This window comes from Brachybacterium phenoliresistens (assembly GCF_000576425.1).
Lineage (GTDB): Bacteria > Actinomycetota > Actinomycetes > Actinomycetales > Dermabacteraceae > Brachybacterium > Brachybacterium phenoliresistens.
Map to the genome: position 1 here is coordinate 163644 of NZ_KK069991.1, position 16288 is coordinate 179931.

The 16288-nt window shown below is 74.4% G+C and carries 12 protein-coding genes; 7 read left to right on the plus strand and 5 right to left on the minus strand.

Annotation, left to right across the window (positions count from 1 at the left end):
* Positions 1-11 precede the first annotated feature (11 nt).
* Together metE and BF93_RS07195 are read left to right on the plus strand one after the other, a co-directional pair.
* Positions 12-2339, plus strand: coding sequence for a 5-methyltetrahydropteroyltriglutamate--homocysteine S-methyltransferase (gene metE, locus BF93_RS07190; RefSeq protein WP_038371638.1), 2328 nt, complete (start codon positions 12-14; stop codon positions 2337-2339).
* A gap of 321 nt (positions 2340-2660) precedes the next feature.
* Positions 2661-3998 (plus strand): hypothetical protein, encoded by a 1338-nt coding sequence (locus tag BF93_RS07195; protein WP_038371640.1) that lies wholly within the window; start codon positions 2661-2663, stop codon positions 3996-3998.
* Positions 3999-4109: 111 nt separating this feature from the next.
* On the opposite strand, the gene BF93_RS07200 is transcribed toward BF93_RS07195, so the two are convergent.
* Both BF93_RS07200 and BF93_RS07205 read right to left on the minus strand, forming a co-directional pair.
* Entirely contained in the window at positions 4110-4301 is a 192-nt protein-coding gene (locus tag BF93_RS07200; protein WP_038371641.1) for a hypothetical protein, read from the minus strand.
* A 176-nt stretch (positions 4302-4477) separates the two neighbouring features.
* Complete coding sequence (locus BF93_RS07205) at positions 4478-6163, minus strand: glycoside hydrolase domain-containing protein (RefSeq protein WP_038371642.1); 1686 nt, start codon at positions 6161-6163, stop codon at positions 4478-4480.
* A 186-nt stretch (positions 6164-6349) separates the two neighbouring features.
* Here BF93_RS07205 and BF93_RS07210 point away from each other — a divergent pair, with 186 nt between their 5' ends.
* Together BF93_RS07210 and BF93_RS07215 are read left to right on the plus strand one after the other, a co-directional pair.
* Positions 6350-7204, plus strand: coding sequence for a PHP domain-containing protein (locus tag BF93_RS07210; protein ID WP_038371643.1), 855 nt, complete (start codon positions 6350-6352; stop codon positions 7202-7204).
* A 442-nt stretch (positions 7205-7646) separates the two neighbouring features.
* Entirely contained in the window at positions 7647-10193 is a 2547-nt protein-coding gene (locus BF93_RS07215) for a threonine/serine exporter family protein (protein ID WP_038371644.1), read from the plus strand.
* A 95-nt stretch (positions 10194-10288) separates the two neighbouring features.
* Here BF93_RS07215 and BF93_RS07220 read toward each other — a convergent pair whose 3' ends face one another.
* Positions 10289-10891 (minus strand): short chain dehydrogenase, encoded by a 603-nt coding sequence (locus tag BF93_RS07220; protein ID WP_038371646.1) that lies wholly within the window; start codon positions 10889-10891, stop codon positions 10289-10291.
* Between the two features lie 122 nt (positions 10892-11013).
* Entirely contained in the window at positions 11014-11988 is a 975-nt protein-coding gene (locus BF93_RS07225) for an NAD(P)H-binding protein (RefSeq protein WP_038371647.1), read from the minus strand.
* Positions 11989-12098: 110 nt separating this feature from the next.
* Here BF93_RS07225 and BF93_RS07230 point away from each other — a divergent pair, with 110 nt between their 5' ends.
* The 3 genes from BF93_RS07230 (at position 12099) to BF93_RS20200 (ending at position 14840) form a co-directional block, all read left to right on the plus strand.
* A complete protein-coding gene (locus BF93_RS07230) occupies positions 12099-13037 on the plus strand; it encodes a TetR/AcrR family transcriptional regulator (protein WP_084148347.1) in 939 nt (312 codons plus the stop codon).
* 163 nt (positions 13038-13200) lie between these two features.
* Positions 13201-13563 carry a YciI family protein gene (locus BF93_RS07235; protein ID WP_232226245.1) on the plus strand — a complete coding sequence of 121 codons (363 nt, stop codon included), beginning with the start codon at positions 13201-13203 and terminating at the stop codon, positions 13561-13563.
* Complete coding sequence (locus BF93_RS20200) at positions 13542-14840, plus strand: RNA polymerase sigma factor (RefSeq protein ID WP_051486654.1); 1299 nt, start codon at positions 13542-13544, stop codon at positions 14838-14840. Before BF93_RS07235 ends, BF93_RS20200 begins: the two co-directional genes overlap by 22 nt.
* 7 nt (positions 14841-14847) lie before the next feature.
* Here BF93_RS20200 and BF93_RS07245 read toward each other — a convergent pair whose 3' ends face one another.
* On the minus strand, positions 14848-16152 hold the full coding sequence (locus BF93_RS07245; protein WP_156954092.1) for an MATE family efflux transporter: 1305 nt from the start codon (positions 16150-16152) through the stop codon (positions 14848-14850).
* Positions 16153-16288: the final 136 nt, after the last annotated feature.

Sequence of the window (16288 nt, forward strand, 5' to 3'; positions counted from 1 at the left end):
GGAAACCCCCGATGACCAGCACCCCTGCCCTGCCCGCAGCGACCATCCTCGGCTACCCGCGGATCGGCCCGAACCGCGAGCTGAAGAAGGCCGAGGAGTCCTACTGGGCCGGCCGCAGCGACCTCGCCGCCCTCGAGGAGACCGGCCGCACCCTGCGCGCCGCCACCCGTGCCCGCCTGGCCGAGCTGGGACTCGCCGGCGAGGGCGCGATCCCCGAGTCCTTCTCCTGGTACGACCAGGTGCTCGATGCCGCGGTCACCGTCGGCGCCCTCCCCTCCCGCTTCGCCGACCTCCAGGGAGAGGACGGCAGCATCTCCCTGGCCTCCACCTTCGTCCTCGCCCGCGGCGACGAGCAGCGCCCGCCGCTGGAGATGACCAAGTGGTTCGACACGAACTACCACTACCTGGTGCCGGAGATCGGCCCCGACACCGCCTTCGATCTCGCCGGCGACCAGCTGGTGCGCTGGGTGCGCGAGGCCGCCGCGGCCGGCGACTCCGTGCGCCCCGTGATCGTGGGCCCGCTGACCCTCCTGCTGCTGGCCAAGGCGGCCGATGACGCCCCCGAGGGCTTCGACCCGATCACCCGCCTCGCGGACCTCGTGCCCGTGTACGTCGAGCTGCTGGCCGCCCTGCGCGCGGCCGGCGCCGCCTGGGTCCAGATCGACGAGCCCGCGCTCTCGGCCGATCAGCGTCTGACCCCGGCCGAGCTGTCCGAGCTGGTCGCACAGTCCACCGCGGTCCTCGCGGCCGCCGCGGACCGTCCCGCGATCCTCGTGACCACCGGCTACGGCCACCCCGAGGGCGTGCTGCCGGCGCTGCTGGCCTCCGGCGTCGAGGCCCTGCACCTCGACCTCGTCAAGGGACAGCTGCCCGCGGTGGAGGACCTCGCCGGCGCCGGCGCCACCCAGCTCGTCGCGGGCGTGATCAACGGCCGCAACATCTGGCGCGCGGAGCTGGGCACCGCCGCGGCCCGCGTGGCCGAGCTCGCCTCCCGCCTCGAGCAGGCGGGCGGCACCGGCGGCGTCGTGGTCGGCACCTCCACCAGCCTCCAGCACGTCCCCCACGACGTCACCCTCGAGACGAAGCTCCCCGCCGAGCTGCGCGAGACCCTCGCCTTCGCCGACCAGAAGGTCACCGAGGTCGTCGAGCTCGCCTCCGGCTCGGTCGCGGCCGGGTCGGTGGACGGCCCGCTGTCCGTGGCCCGGACCTTCGCGGGCGTGCAGGTCCCGGCCGTGCGCGAGCGCGCCGCCGCCGTCACCGCCGCCGACACCGAGCGCGCCGCGTTCTCCGTCCGCGCCGCCGCACAGCAGGAGGCCCTCGGCCTGCCGGAGCTGCCGACGACGACCATCGGCTCCTTCCCGCAGGTCGGCGAGGTCCGCAAGGCCCGCGCCGCCCACCGGAAGGGCCAGATCGACGACGCCGCCTACACGCAGGCGATGAAGGACGAGATCGCCCGCGTCATCGCGCTGCAGGAGGAGCTGGGCCTGGACGTCCTCGTCCACGGCGAGCCCGAGCGCAACGACATGGTCCAGTACTTCGCCGAGAACCTCGAGGGCTTCGCCACCACCGAGCACGGCTGGGTCCAGTCCTACGGCTCGCGCTGCACCCGCCCGTCGATCCTGTTCGGCGACGTGCACCGCGCCGCCCCGATCACGGTGGACTGGGCGACCTATGCGCAGTCCCTCACGCAGCGCCCCGTCAAGGGCATGCTCACCGGCCCGGTGACCATCCTCGCCTGGTCCTTCGTGCGCGACGACCAGCCCCTCGGCGACACCGCCGCCCAGGTGGGCCTGGCCCTGCGCGACGAGGTGAACGACCTCGAGGCCGCCGGCATCGGCATCGTCCAGGTGGACGAGCCCGCCCTGCGCGAGCTGCTGCCGCTGCGCACGCGCGACCACGACGCCTACCTGGACTGGTCGGTGGCCTCGTTCCGCCTGGCCACCTCCGGGGTCGCCGAGGCCACGCAGATCCATACCCACCTGTGCTACTCGGAGTTCAACGTCGTCGTCGACGCGATCGACGCCCTGAACGCGGACGTCACCTCGATCGAGTCGGCGCGCTCGCGCGGCGAGATCGTCGAGGCGCTGGACCCGGAGGCCTTCCCCCGCGGCATCGGCCCGGGCGTGTGGGACATCCACTCCCCGCGCGTGCCCTCGGTCGAGGAGATCGCCGAGCAGCTCACCCGCGCCCGCGCGGCCGTGGGCGCCGAGCGCCTGTGGGTCAACCCCGACTGCGGCCTGAAGACCCGCGGCTACGCCGAGACCGAGGCCAGCCTGAAGAACCTCGTCGAGGCCACCCTCCAGGTCCGCGCGGCCGCCCAGGAGCCGGCGCTCGTCTGACGCAGGATCCTTCCGCCGATGGCGGAGGGGGCGTGAACGACGCCCAAGACGATGCGGCCTGTGCGGCATCGCCCCGGTCACCCGGGGCGTGCCGTGCAGGCCGCATCGTCGCGCGCGCGGCACCCCGCCGCGTCGTCGCGGACGGGCAGCCATGCTCCCGGCCGTCGCCGATGGGCCGTGCGTTCGCGGTCTGCCTGCAGCGATGCCGCAGGACCCGGCAGGGCCGACCTTCGTTCACGATCCGGTTGCGTCCCTTGTCGGGCGCGCGGGCAGCGGGCACGATGGCCGGAGGGGAGCGGGGGCGTCCGCGCAGGGGGTGCGATGACAGATCAGGAGCCGGGCACGGATGCGGACGGGACGAGCGACCGCCCGGGACAGGCTGGTTCCTCGGCCCCGGAGGCCACGCATGCCTACCCGTGGGACCCGGGCACCCCGATATCCCCGGATCCGATCATCGGATCGGGCGCACCCCACGCGCTGCCGGGGGCTCCCCTCGCCGCCCCGCCCGGCGATCGTCGCCTCGCCCTGCCCGGCGATCCGCACGGCGACCTGCCCGGCGCTCATCCTCCGGGCTCGGCCCGCGCACCCGAGGGCCGCGCACCGGAGGTCCGCGCCGACCCGTCCGCGACGGAGCCCCGCGGCCCGCGCCTGCTGCTGCGCGTCGCGGTGCTGGGCATGGCGATCGTGCTGGTCGCCGGCGCCGCCCTCGCGCTCGGCGCGCTCAACCGCGGCCTGCACAGCCCGCGCGCCCAGGTCGCGGCGTACCTGACCGCTCTGGAGGAGGGCAGGTTCTCGGACGCCGCAGCGCATCTCGCCGGGCCCGACGGGGTCACCAACGGCCTGCTGCTGACCGATGCGATCGGTGCCTCGACCAGCCACCGCCTGAGCGGCCACGAGATCCTCGAGGTCGATCGCAGCGGCGACGACGCCCAGGTCACCGCGCGCGTCGAGCAGGACGGGGTGGTCACGATCCACGAGTTCACGCTGCATCGCCTCCGCTCGGCGGTGGCGTTCTTCCCCCGCTGGGTGCTGGAGCCGCCGGCCCACGACATGCTGAAGGTCTTCATCAGCAGCGAGGTCGACAGCCTCACCGTCAACGGGGTGAGCGTGGGCCTGGCCGGGCTGGTGACGCAGACCGACGTCGAGTACCAGCTCGACGTCGCCCTGCTGCCGGTCTTCCCCGGCGACTACGAGATCCTGTACGACATCGAGGACAGCGAGCTGATCACGTCCCTGCCCACCACGGTCCACGCCACGGGGGAGTGGGCGGGGCTGCCCTACGACACCTGGCCGGAGTGGGAGCTCAGCGAGCAGGGGCAGGATCAGGCGCGCGTGAAGCTCGCCGAGAAGCTCGACGCCTGCGCGGCATCGACCTCCCCGGCGCCGCTGGGCTGCCCCTTCGCCGCCGATGTCCCAGCGCACGTCACCGAGGGCAGCTGGACGGTGGACGTGGTCCCGGAGGTGGAGATCGAGAAGAACCTGGACGGCCTGCTCACCGTGCGCTCCCAGCCCGAGGCCGGCAGCGCGACCTTCACGTATCTCGACACGACCTCCGGGCTCTACGACCCGCGCATCTCGGTGACGGTTCCATTCACCGTCACCGGGACGATCCAGTGGAGCGACACCGGGGAGATGGCCCTGCTGCTGGGCGGGAGCTGAGCCGGAGGACCTCATGGGTGCGACGGCGGCTCGGAAGAACCCGGGAACCTCTCTGTCCGCACTTCCCCCGATTCGGTCCGCACTCCGCCCGGTGCGCCTTCGCCGCACGCGCTATGTCGCGCGGAGCTTCTGAATGCTGTAGCAGACCTCTGTGGTGGCGATCAGAAAGGTCCCGCACGCCGTCAGCACCGCTCCGGCGACCTCCGGGCCGGCGAACAGGATGACCAGCCCCAGTGCGAACAGGGGGTAGCTGATGGCTGTGAGCAGAAGAGACCTTCCGAAGCCCTCGCGCGCCGTGCTCATCTCGCAGCCCCCATGATCGCTGTCGCGGCAGGTAGGCGCGTCTGTCCGTCACGGGGCTGATCACGCACGCGCCGACGGCCACGATCGCCAGGATCCCGAGCGCCAGGGTCTTCCGTCTCTCGAGCGTCGCCCGGAAAGAGGCGGACTCGCGCGAGACGCCCATCCTGCCCCCTTCCTCAGCGGCCGTTCTCGCTCCCGGCGATGGCGAGGCGCGCCACGATCTCCTCGTCGACGGCCCGTCGTGCCGCCAGGTGTGCGTCGACGTCGTAGGAGAAGGAGGAGTAGGTGAGCGTGCCGCCCTCGTCGACGAGCCGGGTGGCGACATCGGCCCCGGCGAGGGAGGCGAGCAGGCTCAGCGCGCGGTGATCGGCCATGGCCTGGGCGAGGACCCGGTAGCGGATCGAGAGCCAGGGCGTGCCGTCGGGGCCCGGGTACACGGCGAAGGGGTCGCCGCCGGGGAAGGCGCCGCCGGCGCAGGTGTCCTCGAACGGGTCGATGGCGTGCAGGGAGTGCTGGGCCCACCAGAAGTTGAAGCCCCAGTGCAGGAATCCGGGCGCGCCGTGCACGAACAGCTGCCGCCCCAGCACGCGGTTGCGCACGGAGGGCAGGGCGATGAAGCGGTTGGAGACGTCCTTCCCCTGCGAGACGCAGTAGTACACCCACGGGCGGCGACCGGCGGCGAGGAACGGCTCGACGTGGTTCGTCGCGACGATCGGCGTGTCGACCAGTCCGCGCGAGGCGTACTCGAAGGAGCTCAGCGCGTCGACCACCTGCGCCCCCTCGAGGAGGTCGGTGACCTGCGCCCGCGCCGCCTCGTAGGGGGCGAGATCCTCCTCGCCAGGCTCGTCGCTGATGTGCCACAGCACCTGCCCGTCCCATCGGGCGTCCAGGTGGGCGCGCAGCGCGGGCAGGAGCTGCTCGAGCAGCTGCCGGTACGCGGGATCGGTCGCCTCGACGTGCCAGCCGAAGCGCTCCTGCGGGCCCTGCGGCGTCTGGACGACGATCTTCGGGGTGCATCGGGCGCCCCACTGGGTGAACAGGTGCGCCATCTCCAGCGCCCGGAATCCGGCATCGGCGCAGATCTGCAGCCAGCGGTCCAGCTGCGAGAGGTCGAAGGAGTACTGCCCGGGGGCGTCCTCGCGGATCCCCACCAGCTGCACGGTGGGCCGGGTGTGCCCGACGGCGGTGTCCAGCGGCGGCGTCCACACCGGCGTGAGCACCGAGTTCACGTCCATCGCGCGCGCCGCGGCGAGGTAGGCCTCCAGCAGCCGCCAGTGCTCCTCGGAGAGCACCTCGACGCCGTAGCGCACCGCGAGGCTGTCCGCGTGCAGCCAGTGGGTGTTGAGGATCGACAGCTCCGGCAGGCGGTGCGGATGGATCTGGATCCGCGCCCGATGGGACGCGAGCGGCTGCGCGGCCGATGCGTCCGCGGCATGCAGATGCACGGCCAGCTCGTGCTCGCCCGCCGCGGCCTCGTCCTCGACGCGCACATCGATCCACAGCGCCTCCCAGACGCCGGTGCCCACGCGGACCCGGCCGTCCTCCACCGGCTCCAGCAGGTCGGGGTACTCGCCGGGCTCGGTGACGAGGTAGTGCTCATCGGCCCGCTCGGGGGCGGGGGCGGGGAAGGAGACCGGCACCCGCCGCACCACGCTGATCTGCGCATGCTCGGCCAGCGGGCCGTCCAGCTCGAGGCGCAGGGCGCCGTCGGCCGGGTCGCCGTCCTCGAGCTGCAGGGCGATCTGGAAGGACAGGGTCTCCCCGAGGAAGCCGGAGGCGTGGAAACCGGCGGGGGCGGCGGCGGGGCGCGGGGCGTCCGGACCCAGCACCTTCTCGAGGGAGTCGGCGAGACGGGAGAGCACGGGGTCGCTCCTGGAGGGGGGGAAGGGGGCGGGCGGGCAGTCCGACAATCCTGGGCGAAAATGAGCGGAGGATCAAGATCTGCTCACGAACCGGCAGTCACCGCGGTGCGCGGGCGCTCGGCGAACTTCCGTCCGCGCGCGGGCCCGTGCCCGGGAGCCCGCCCCGCGCTGTGGCACGCTGGGGCGATGACCAGCCTGAGCGCCGACAGCCACGTCCACAGCGAGTTCTCCTGGGACACCGGCGGTCCCGGCTCCGCCGCCCGCGGGACGATGGAGGCGACGTGCGCCCGCGCCGTGCGCATCGGCCTGCCCGCCCTGTTCTTCACCGAGCACCTCGACCTCGAGGATGCGTGGATGAGCGACGCGGAGGACTTCGGCGACCACGAGCGCCACCTGCTGGGCGCCGACGGAATCGTCGCCGTCCCCCGCTTCGACGTCGACGGCTATCTCGAGAGCATCGAGCGCTGCCGCGCCGCGTTCCCGCAGCTGCGCATCGGCACCGGCCTCGAGTTCGGGCAGCCGCATCTGCGCATCCAGGCCGCCCGGGCGCAGCTGGACCTGGACATGTTCGACCGGATCATCGGCTCCCTGCACACCCTGGAGTTCGACGGCCTGCGCGCCGAGCCCAACACGCTCTACCGCCGGATGCCGGCCGATGCGGTGATGCGCCGCTACCTCGCCGAGGTCCCCGCCCTCGTCGCCGGGGACGAGCCCTTCGAGATCGTCACCCACCTCGACTACGCGGTGCGGTACTGGCCCGAGGAGGAGGCCGGCCCCTTCGACCCGCGCCGCTTCGAGGAGGAGTTCCGCACGGCCATGCGGGCCATCGCGGCGAGCGGCCGGGCGCTGGAGATGAACACCCGCCGCCTGCAGCCGTGGATGCCGCAGTGGTGGAGCGAGGAGGGCGGCCGCGCCGTGAGCATCGGCAGCGACTCCCACGAGGCGCGCACCCTGGCCCACGGCTTCCCCGAGGCGATGGCCATGGTCGAGGCCTTCGGCTTCCGGCCCGGCGCGCAGCCCTGGGACCTCTGGCGGCGCTGAGCCGGGGCTCTCAGCGCGGCGGGCCGGCGCCCGTCCACATCCGTCGTCGCGACTTCCCTTCGCCGCCGTTCCTGTGAGGTACTTGGTGACGAGCAGGGAGCGCCCTGCGAACACGCCGACACGGCGAGGCATCCGGGGGAATCGGATGCTCAGGGGACCCTGGTGGGAAAGGGAGACGATGAACGACGACCACAACATGCCCGAACGCGCCGAGCCTGGTCCAGGAGGCCGCACGGGGCCCGACGATCCGTACGACTGGTCCTCGCCCGGCAGCGGACAGCCGGACGCCGGCGCATCCGCACCGACGCCGGCTCCGGCACCGGGTCCCGCGCCTGCTGCGATGCCTGGGCCGCCCGGGCCGCCGGGGCCGACGACGGGCCCGGCCCCCGCTCCCGCGGTCGGAGTCGCCGGCGCCGCGGGGACCCCCGCCTCCGGACCCGGCGTGACGGGAGCGGATGCCAGCAGACAGGCCGCCGATGCCGCCGCACAGCTGGGTCGCCAGCTGAGCGCGATCGGGCTGGTCAACCCCCTGCCGTCGCTCGCCGTCGCCGGGGTCGGGTATCTGGTGGCCTTCATCGCCGCCGTGTTCGCTCTCCTCTCCGCGGGGATCGGTGTCGCGATCGTCGGAGGCGGCGAGGCGACCGGCGACCTCGGCCAGGAGGTCCTCGGCGCGGAGGAGGCGTTCACCGGCATCGGGGCGCTCATCCGCCTCCCGTTCCAGGTCGTCGCGCTGGGGACCTTCGGCTCCTACGGCCTCGACGCCATGATTCCGTTCGCCGGCGAGGTGTCCATGAGCCTGCGGTTCCTGCCGTTCCTGGTCACCGCGGCGCTCGTCGTCACGTGCCTCCTGGGCGGCAGCTTCGTCCGCAGGCGCCAGCCGGCCTCGCGCCTGCTGGGGGTCGCAGTGAACTCGGTCCTCGGGGGCCTGGTCCTGGCGCTGGTCGTCCTCGTCGCGGCCCGAATCGCGGCGCAGCCCATCCCGACCGGGGGGATCGGCGACTTCAGCGTCCATGCCGCCGGCCCGGACGCGTTCTTCGGTGCATGGCTGCTGGGGTCGGCGTCGCTCCTGCTCGGGCAGCTGCGCGGGGCCCCCAGGCCGGCCTGGTGGCCCGTGGTCGCCGATCTCTCCGCAGGGGCCCGCCTCATGGCCGTGCACGCCCTCGCGCTGATGGTCGTCGTCGGGATCTGGATCTGGCTCGCCCACGCCGTGACCTCGATCGCCGACGGAGAGATCGGCGCCGTCTTCGCGCCTCTCTTCGCCGTGCCGCTCCTGCTCGGCCATCTCCTCGCCTACGCCACCGGGCTCAGCGCGCTCTCCAGCGGTTCGGCCGGAATCTCCGGCAGCGTGGTGGACCTCGTCGGCGGCGGCGCAGCGACGGAGTGGTTCACCGTCTTCGACCTGGAGTGGTACGTGTGGCTTCCGACGCTGCTGCTGAGCCTGGCCGTGGTCGTCGGCGTCTCCGTCCTCTGGAACCACGCCCGCAGCATCGTGCCCGGAAGCGTTGCGGCCCTCCTCATCTCGTGGACCGCGCTGCCCGTCGTGTTCTTCGTCGGCGGCATCATCGCGCTGGTCCTCGCACACGTCGGCATCTCCGTCCAGGCGAGCACCGTCGGGGACGGCCGCGCCGCCCTCTCGCTCGCGCCCTGGACCCCGGTGCTGTTCGGGATCGCCGGAGCAGTCGTCGAGGTCTCCTCACGATTCCTCGCTCCGATCCTCGCCCCCTTCGTCCCGGCGGCGATGCTGTCCTGGTTCCGCCGTCCCGCCGCGTCCGCGGCGACGGCCCCGAGCGGTCCCGTGCCCGTCCCGGAGACCGAGCCGCCGGCGCCGGGGCAGTACGGGATCATGCCGGGCGACGCAGGTCCGGCTGCAGATCCTGCGACCCCTGCGTCTGCGGCACCGCATCAGCGAGCGGCCGTCCCGGTCGCCGCTCCCGTCCCGGCGCCCGCCGCCGTCGCCCGTCCGCTGTCTGCGAAGGCACGGCGGCGCGTGCTCGCCGGGGGTATCGCGGTGGGGACGCTCGCTGTCCTCGCCGTGGCGGCGACCATCGCGATCGGTGTCGTGAGCTCGATGTTCTTCAGCCCGGGCAAGCAGGTCGAGGCCTATCTCGGCGCCGTGCAGGATGGCGACTACGGCCAGGCCGTCTCGATCTCGCCGCCCAACGTGTCCCACGGCCAGCGCGTGCTGCTCTCCGATCAGATCGGGGCTGCGACCGAGGGCGGGATCAGCGGGTACACGATCGACAGCGTCGAGACCGAGGGGGAGATCGCCACGGTGACCGCGACGCTCGAGCAGGACGGTGTGCGCTCCGAGCAGGTCTTCGTCCTGGAGCGGACCGGGCGCTCGTTCCTGCTCTTCCCGCACTGGGAGCTCGAGGACGTGCAGCTCGCGGAGGTCTACACCTACCTCCCGATGGACGGGTCGCGCGTCATCGAGGTCAACGGGGTGAGCGTCGATCTCCAGGACGTTCCGACGGAGATCGACGAGGAGGGCTTCGAGATGGCACGGCTGCCCGTCCTCCCCGGCCGCTACACCGTCACGTACCCGAACGACAGCCCCTACCTCGACCAGATGCCCATCGAGTTCTCGATCTCGGCCGGCGGGGATCCGGTCGAGCCCGCCTACGCGTTCCCCAGCTACGAGGTCAACGCGGAGGGCGAGAAGGCGGTCTCCGCCCAGGTCGTCGCCGATCTCGACGAGTGCGCGCAGCAGGAGGTCACCGAGCCCGACGGGTGCCCGTTCAGCACCTATGTCTACGGCGCGGACTCGGGGACCTGGAGCATCACCACCTATCCGGAGGTCACGCTCACGAACATGGGCGAGGGGTACTTCTACGCGGAATCCGAGTACGGATCGGGCGAGGCCGTCTTCACCTATCAGTACGAGCAGTGGGACGGGACGACGACGGAGGAGACGCGCACGACGTCCTTCTCGATCTCGGCGTCCGTCGTCTTCGCGGCGGACGGGTCCATCGCGATCGACTACATGTGATCCGCTCGTGCCGTCGGGCCCTGGCGGTCGCCGCGAGGCAGATCGTCAGGGCCCGTCGGCCATCGTGGTGAGCCCGTCGGCGTCCGGCCGAGCGCTCAGACCGCGAAGACCTGACCCGTCTCCACGCCCTCCACGGAGCGGACGAAGGCCTGGGCGACCGTGGCGGCGGGCACCGGCACGAAGCCGGGGAAGCTCGCGTGATAGCCCTCGGCCTCGGCGAGCACGGTCGGGCTGACCGCGTTGATGCGGGCGCCGCCGGGGAGGGTCGTCGCCGCGGCGCGCACGAAGGCGTCGATCGCCCCGTTGGCGGCGGAGGCCACTGCGCCCGTGGCCACGGGGCTCTGTGCCAGGATTCCGCTGGTCAGCGTGAACGACGCGCCCGGACGCAGCCGGGGCGCACCGAGGGTGACCAGGGCGATCTGCCCGAGCGCCTTGTCCAGGATCCCGGCCCGGAAGTCCTCCACGCCCAGCTCCGGGAGGGGCTTGAACGGCACGGAGCCGGTCGCGGCGATCACGGCGTCCACCGGGCCGATGCGCTCGAACAGCGCCTCGATCGAGGCGGGGTCGGTGAGGTCCGCGCGCTCGCCCGAGGACCGGGACGAGCGCACGACCTCGTGGCCGCGCTGGTCCAGGAGATCGGCGACGGTGGAGCCGATCAGGCCGCTGGCTCCGACGACGAGGACGCGGGAACGGGACATGGCGGGATTCCTTCCGAGCGGGCTGCGGGGCGGGTCCGAGCGGGACGGGCCCGCCTCCCAGCATGCCGCATCCGGGCACGGGCCGTGCCGGCAGGCCCCGGCCGGCGTGGGGCCCGCCGGGATCAGCGCGCCGCGGGGACCGGCCCGGCCTCGGCGCCCGCCGGGGCAACGGCGGCGGCGACGGTCCGGCGCAGTGCCTCCTCCCAGCTCGTGGGCCGCAGCCCCTCCTGCTCCTGGAGGATCCCGGGCTCGAGGGTGCACGGCGCGTACCAGAGGCCCGAGATCCCGGCGAGCTCGCGCGCGAAGGTGCTGACCGGGGCGGCGGCGCGCAGGGCGGTGCGGGGGATCCGCAGGGCCCACCGCGCGGGCGTCCCGAGCTGCGCGGCGGTCGCCGCGATGAGCTCCGCCTGCGAGCGGGCCGGGGCGGAGGGTGCATGCAGCACCGCGTCGCCCGCGGCGCCGGCCAGGCGCTCGGCATGGCGCGCGGCGTGCAGCATCGCCACGGCCAGGTCGGGGATGAAGGTCAGCACGTGCGGCGCCGCCGGGTCGCCGAAGACGATCGGCCGCGCCCCGGCGACCATGCGCTCGATGAGCAGGGTGCACACCACCGCGGCGCCGGTCCCCACCGCCGTGGGGCCGAGGAGGTCCGCGGCGACGATGCTCAGCGTGCGCGCCGGGTGCCGGCGCCGCTGCTCCATCAGCGCGACCCGCACCTCGCCCTTGGCGTCCTGCGGGCTGTACGCGGCCCCCTCGGACAGCCGCCGCGCCGCGCCCTGGAAGCCGTACATCGACTCGGGGAAGACGACGGGGATGCCGCGCTCGGCGGCGGCGTCGAGCACGGCGAGCTCGCGCGGCGGCAGGTCGCGCCGCCAGATGCGGGCGTCGTAGGGGGCGTGGAAGCAGGCGTGGATCGCCTCGACGCCCTCGAGCGCGGCGGACAGCGCCGCCGGGTCCTGCACATCGCCGCGCACCCGGCGCAGCGGCGGCTCGGGGGCGGCGTCGCGGCGTCGCAGGATGGTGACCTGGTCGCCGTCTGCGAGGGCGTGCTCGATGATCGCGCGGCCGATCTGGCCTTCGCCGATGACGAGGTGGTGCATGGGAGCCTCCAGAAACTGTGAGCAGTGCTCTCGGTTGTGACGGGTTCAGTGAACACCGCTCTCGCTGCGGAGTCAAGAGCACTGCTCTCGGTGTGTGGCACGATGGGGCGATGACCGCTCCCGCCGACCCGCCCGCCGACCCGCCCGAGGGCTCCGCCCCGTCCCGCTCGACCCGGCAGCCCTCCGGCATGAGCAGGGCGCAGGCCCGCGAGCGCACCATGGCCCGGATCCTCGCGCTGGGCCGCGCGCAGCTCGTCGAGCGCGGCCCGGCGGAGCTCAGCGTCCGCGAGATCGCCCGCGGCCTGGGCATGGTCTCCTCCGCGATCTACCGCTACGTCGACAGCCGTGACGCGCTGCTGACCCTGCTGATCGCCGATGCCTTCACCGAGCTCGCGGACCGCGTGGACGCCGCCCTCGACCAGGCAGACCGCGACCATGGGAGCCTCGACCCGGACGCCCCCGCCCCGGCGGGCCCTGGCCCGGCGAGCCCCGACCCCCGCACCCGGTTCCTCGCCCTGGCCGGCACGATGACCGCCTGGGCGCTGGCCCATCCCGAGCGCTGGACCCTGCTCTACGGCACGCCGGTGCGGGGCTACGCGGCGCCCGCGGAGTCCACCACCGCCCCCGGCACCCGGGTGATGGCGCGGCTGCTGGAGATCGCCGCCGACGCCGCCGACGCCGCCGACGCCGCCGATGCGGCCGATGCCCGCCTGGACGACGCCGCGACGGGTGCCGACGCCGCGACGGGTGCCGACGCCGCGACGGGTGCCGACGCCGCGACGGGTGCCGACGCCGCGACGGGTGCCGGCGCCGACGCGCCGCAGCCCCTCCCGGCCGAGGCGGTTCGCCTCCTCGAGGACGCGGCCGCCGAGCTCGGCGTGGACGTCCCGCCGGAGGTGGCCCTGCGGGCCGTGGCCGCCTGGAGCGCGCTGGTCGGGATCATCAGCGCGCACGTGTTCGGCCAGCTCGGGCCGGATGCCGTGGCCGTCGGCGAGGAGCTCATCGGCCTGCAGGCGCAGATCGTGGCCGATCTGATCTGCCCGCGCTGAGCCCCTGCCGCAGCGCCCCGATCCGCGCGATCCTGGACCCCGAGGCCGGGAGTCGCCGGATTCCTTCGCCGCGGATGTCCGATCCGCGTCCTCCCGTTCGTCGTAGGGGTGACTCGCCGGCGTTCGGCGGCGAGGATGACAGAGAACCGGATGCAGGAGAGGGATGACGATGAGGTATCTGATGCTGGTGTGCGAGGACGTGCAGGACTCGGCGACGCCGCCCACGCAGGCCGACCGGGACGGCGCCCCCGACGTCGAGGCCTGGTGGAACGCCGCGAACGCGTCCGGGAACTACGTGATGGGCGACCGGCTGCGCCCTCCGGGTGAGGCGATGGCCGTGCGGGTGCGCGGCGGGGAGACCCTGGTCAGCCAGGGCCCCTTCGCCGAGGGCGGCGAGCTGGTGCTCGGCTTCGACGTGCTCGAGTGCGAGAGCGCGGAGGAGGCCGTCCGCATCGCGACCGGGCACCCGATGGCCCACGAGGGCGTGCTCGAGCTGCGGGCGCTGTGGCCGATGGGCGAGGGCTGATCGGCGCGCCCCGGGACCCGGCCGCCTCCGCGGCGGAGGCGCTCGCCGGGGCGCTGCGCGAGCAGCGCCCGCGCATCGTCGCGGCGCTGATCCGCGCCACGGGGGAGTGGGAGCTCGCCGAGGACTGCGCGCAGGACGCCGCCGAGCGGGCCCTGCTCGCCTGGGAGCGCGACGGCGTGCCCGCGAACCCGGCCGCCTGGCTGATGACGGTGGCCCGCCGCCGCGCGGTCGACGTCCTGCGCCGCGGCGGGCGGGAGGCGGAGATCCTCGCGCGGATCGCGGCGATGCCCGCCCCGGGGCCGCCGGCCGAGGACGGCGAGCTCGATGATCGGCTGCGCCTGCTGCTGGCCTGCGCCCATCCCGATCTTCCGCTGCAGGACCAGGTGGCGCTGACCCTGAAGGCCGTCGGCGGGCTGTCCGTCCGGGAGATCGCCGCGCTGCTGCTGGTGCCGGAGGGGACGCTCGGCAAACGCCTGCAGCGCGCCCGGGAGCGGATCCGCCGCGAGGACCTGCGCCTGCAGGCGCCCCCGCCCGAGCAGATCGCCCCGCGGGCGGCCGCGGTGCTCGGGGTGGTCTTCCTGATCTTCACCCACGGCTACGGCGCGACCGGCGAGGACGGCCCGCGCGAGCCGCCCGCCCGCGAGGCGATCGAGCTGTCGCGGCTGGTCAGCGCCGTGCTCCCCGATCACGGCGAGGCGCAGGCGCTGCGGGCCCTGCTGACGCTCACGCACGCCCGCAGCCCCGCCCGGCGCGACGGCGCGGGCGACCTGGTCCCCCTCGAGGAGCAGGACCGCGGCCGATGGGACCGGGCGCTGATCGCCGAGGGCCTGCAGGCGCTCGCCGCCGCGCGCCGCGCCCCCGACTCCCGTGACGGGGAGGTCGGCCCCTACCGTGCGCAGGCCGAGATCGCCGCCCGGCACGCGCGCGCCGCCTCCGTGGCGCAGACCGACTGGGACGGCATCGTCACCTGGTACGACGCCCTGTACGCGGCGGGCGGGTCCCCGGCGGTCGCCGTGAACCGGGCGGTCGCCATCGGCCAGCGGGACGGTCCGCGGGCGGGCCTCGCGGCGCTCGCCGCCGCGCGGGAGGACCCGCGCGCCGGGCAGGTCCCGGAGGTGACGGCGATCGAGGCGGATCTCCTGCGCCGCGCCGGGGACGTGCCCGCGGCGATCGCCGCCCACCGCCGCGCTCTGCAGGCCACTCCCGGCGCCGCCGCGCGCCGCCACCTGCAGCGCCGCCTCGCCGAGCTCGAGGAGCAGACGCCCCCGGCGCCCTGACCTGCGCTCAGCCGCCCAGGCGCATCCAGGCGTCCCCGCGCACCCGCAGCCCCAGCGTCACCGACCGCGCCACGAGGAAGATCAGCGTGCACGCCACCCACAGCGCCGCCAGGCCCATCGGCCCCTGCCAGGGCGAGAACCACACGACCGCCGCGCACGGCAGGGTGACCAGGGCGTTGATGATCCCGGCGCGGGCGAGGTACGGGGCATCGCCCGCCCCCATCAGCACCCCGTCCAGCACGAACACGTACCCCGCGATCGGCTGGGCGATCATCAGCACCCACAGCGCCGCCCGCAGCGACTCCTGCACCGCGGCATCGGGCGTGAAGACCGCCGGGATCACGTAGCTCGCCGCGAGCAGCAGCACCCCGGTCACCATGCCGCCGCCGACGCCCCACACCATCAGGCGGCGGGTCACCGCATGCACGCTCGCCGCGTCGCGCGCGCCGAGGAAGCGGCCGGTGAGGGCCTGGCCCGCGATCGCCAGGGCGTCCAGCGCCAGCGAGAGCAGGGTGAACACGGTCATGGCGATCTGGTGGGCGGCCAGCTGCACATCGCCCAGCCGGGTGGCCACCAGCGTCCCCGCCAGCAGCACCACGCGCAGGGACAGGGTGCGCACCAGCATCGGCAGCGCATCGCGCCCGGCGGTGGCGACCTGCCCGCCGTGCAGGCGCAGCGGCACCCGATGGGCGCGGGCGCCGCGCACCACCACCGCCAGCAGCACCAGGGCCATGCCCCACTGGGCGATCACGGTGCCGATCGCGCTGCCGGCGATCCCGAGGTCCAGCACGAAGATCAGCGTCGCGTTCAGCGGGATGTTCGCGACCGCCCCGCCGACGGCGACGTACAGCGGCAGGCGGGCGTCCTGCAGGCCGCGCACCAGCCCCGTCGCCGCCTGCACCAGCAGCATCGCCGGCACCCCGAAGGCGCTGATGCGCAGGTAGACGGTCGCCTCGGCGAGGACCTCGGGGGAGGGGCCGAACAGCCCCGGCAGCCATCGGCCGCCCACCAGCAGCAGCACCACGCTGCCGGCGCCGATCAGCAGCGCCAGCCAGCAGGCGTCCACCCCGCGGGCGATCGCCTCGCGCATGCGGCCGGCGCCGACGGCCCGGGCCACGGCTGCCGTCGTGGAGTACGCCAGGAAGATCGACAGCCCCACCACGGTGGTGAGGATCGCGGAGGCCAGCCCGAGACCGGCGAGCGAGGTGGTGCCCACCCGGGCCACGAAGGCGGAGTCCGCCAGCAGGAACAGCGGCTCGGCGATCAGCGCCCCGAGGCTCGGCACCGCCAGGCGGAGGATGTCGCGGTCCACCAGGCGGCGCGCGGAGGGGACGGGGGAGCCGGATGCGGTCGGCGAGGCAGGGGAGGAGGGCACCTGCCCATTGTGGTCGAGAACCGCCCTCGGGCGCGGTCCGGGTCGCGCCGGCGGGTCCGCGAGGGACGGTCCG

Excerpts from the sequence above, each read along its gene's own strand:
- metE (WP_038371638.1), top strand. The coding sequence starts at position 12 with ATGACCAGCACCCCTGCCCTGCCCGCAGCGACCATCCTCGGCTACCCG.
- BF93_RS07220 (WP_038371646.1), bottom strand. The coding sequence starts at position 10,891 with ATGTCCCGTTCCCGCGTCCTCGTCGTCGGAGCCAGCGGCCTGATCGGC.
- BF93_RS07225 (WP_038371647.1), bottom strand. The coding sequence starts at position 11,988 with ATGCACCACCTCGTCATCGGCGAAGGCCAGATCGGCCGCGCGATCATC.
- BF93_RS07210 (WP_038371643.1), top strand. The coding sequence starts at position 6,350 with ATGACCAGCCTGAGCGCCGACAGCCACGTCCACAGCGAGTTCTCCTGG.
- BF93_RS07230 (WP_084148347.1), top strand. The coding sequence starts at position 12,099 with ATGACCGCTCCCGCCGACCCGCCCGCCGACCCGCCCGAGGGCTCCGCC.
- BF93_RS07195 (WP_038371640.1), top strand. The coding sequence starts at position 2,661 with ATGACAGATCAGGAGCCGGGCACGGATGCGGACGGGACGAGCGACCGC.
- BF93_RS07200 (WP_038371641.1), bottom strand. The coding sequence starts at position 4,301 with ATGAGCACGGCGCGCGAGGGCTTCGGAAGGTCTCTTCTGCTCACAGCC.
- BF93_RS07235 (WP_232226245.1), top strand. The coding sequence starts at position 13,201 with ATGACGATGAGGTATCTGATGCTGGTGTGCGAGGACGTGCAGGACTCG.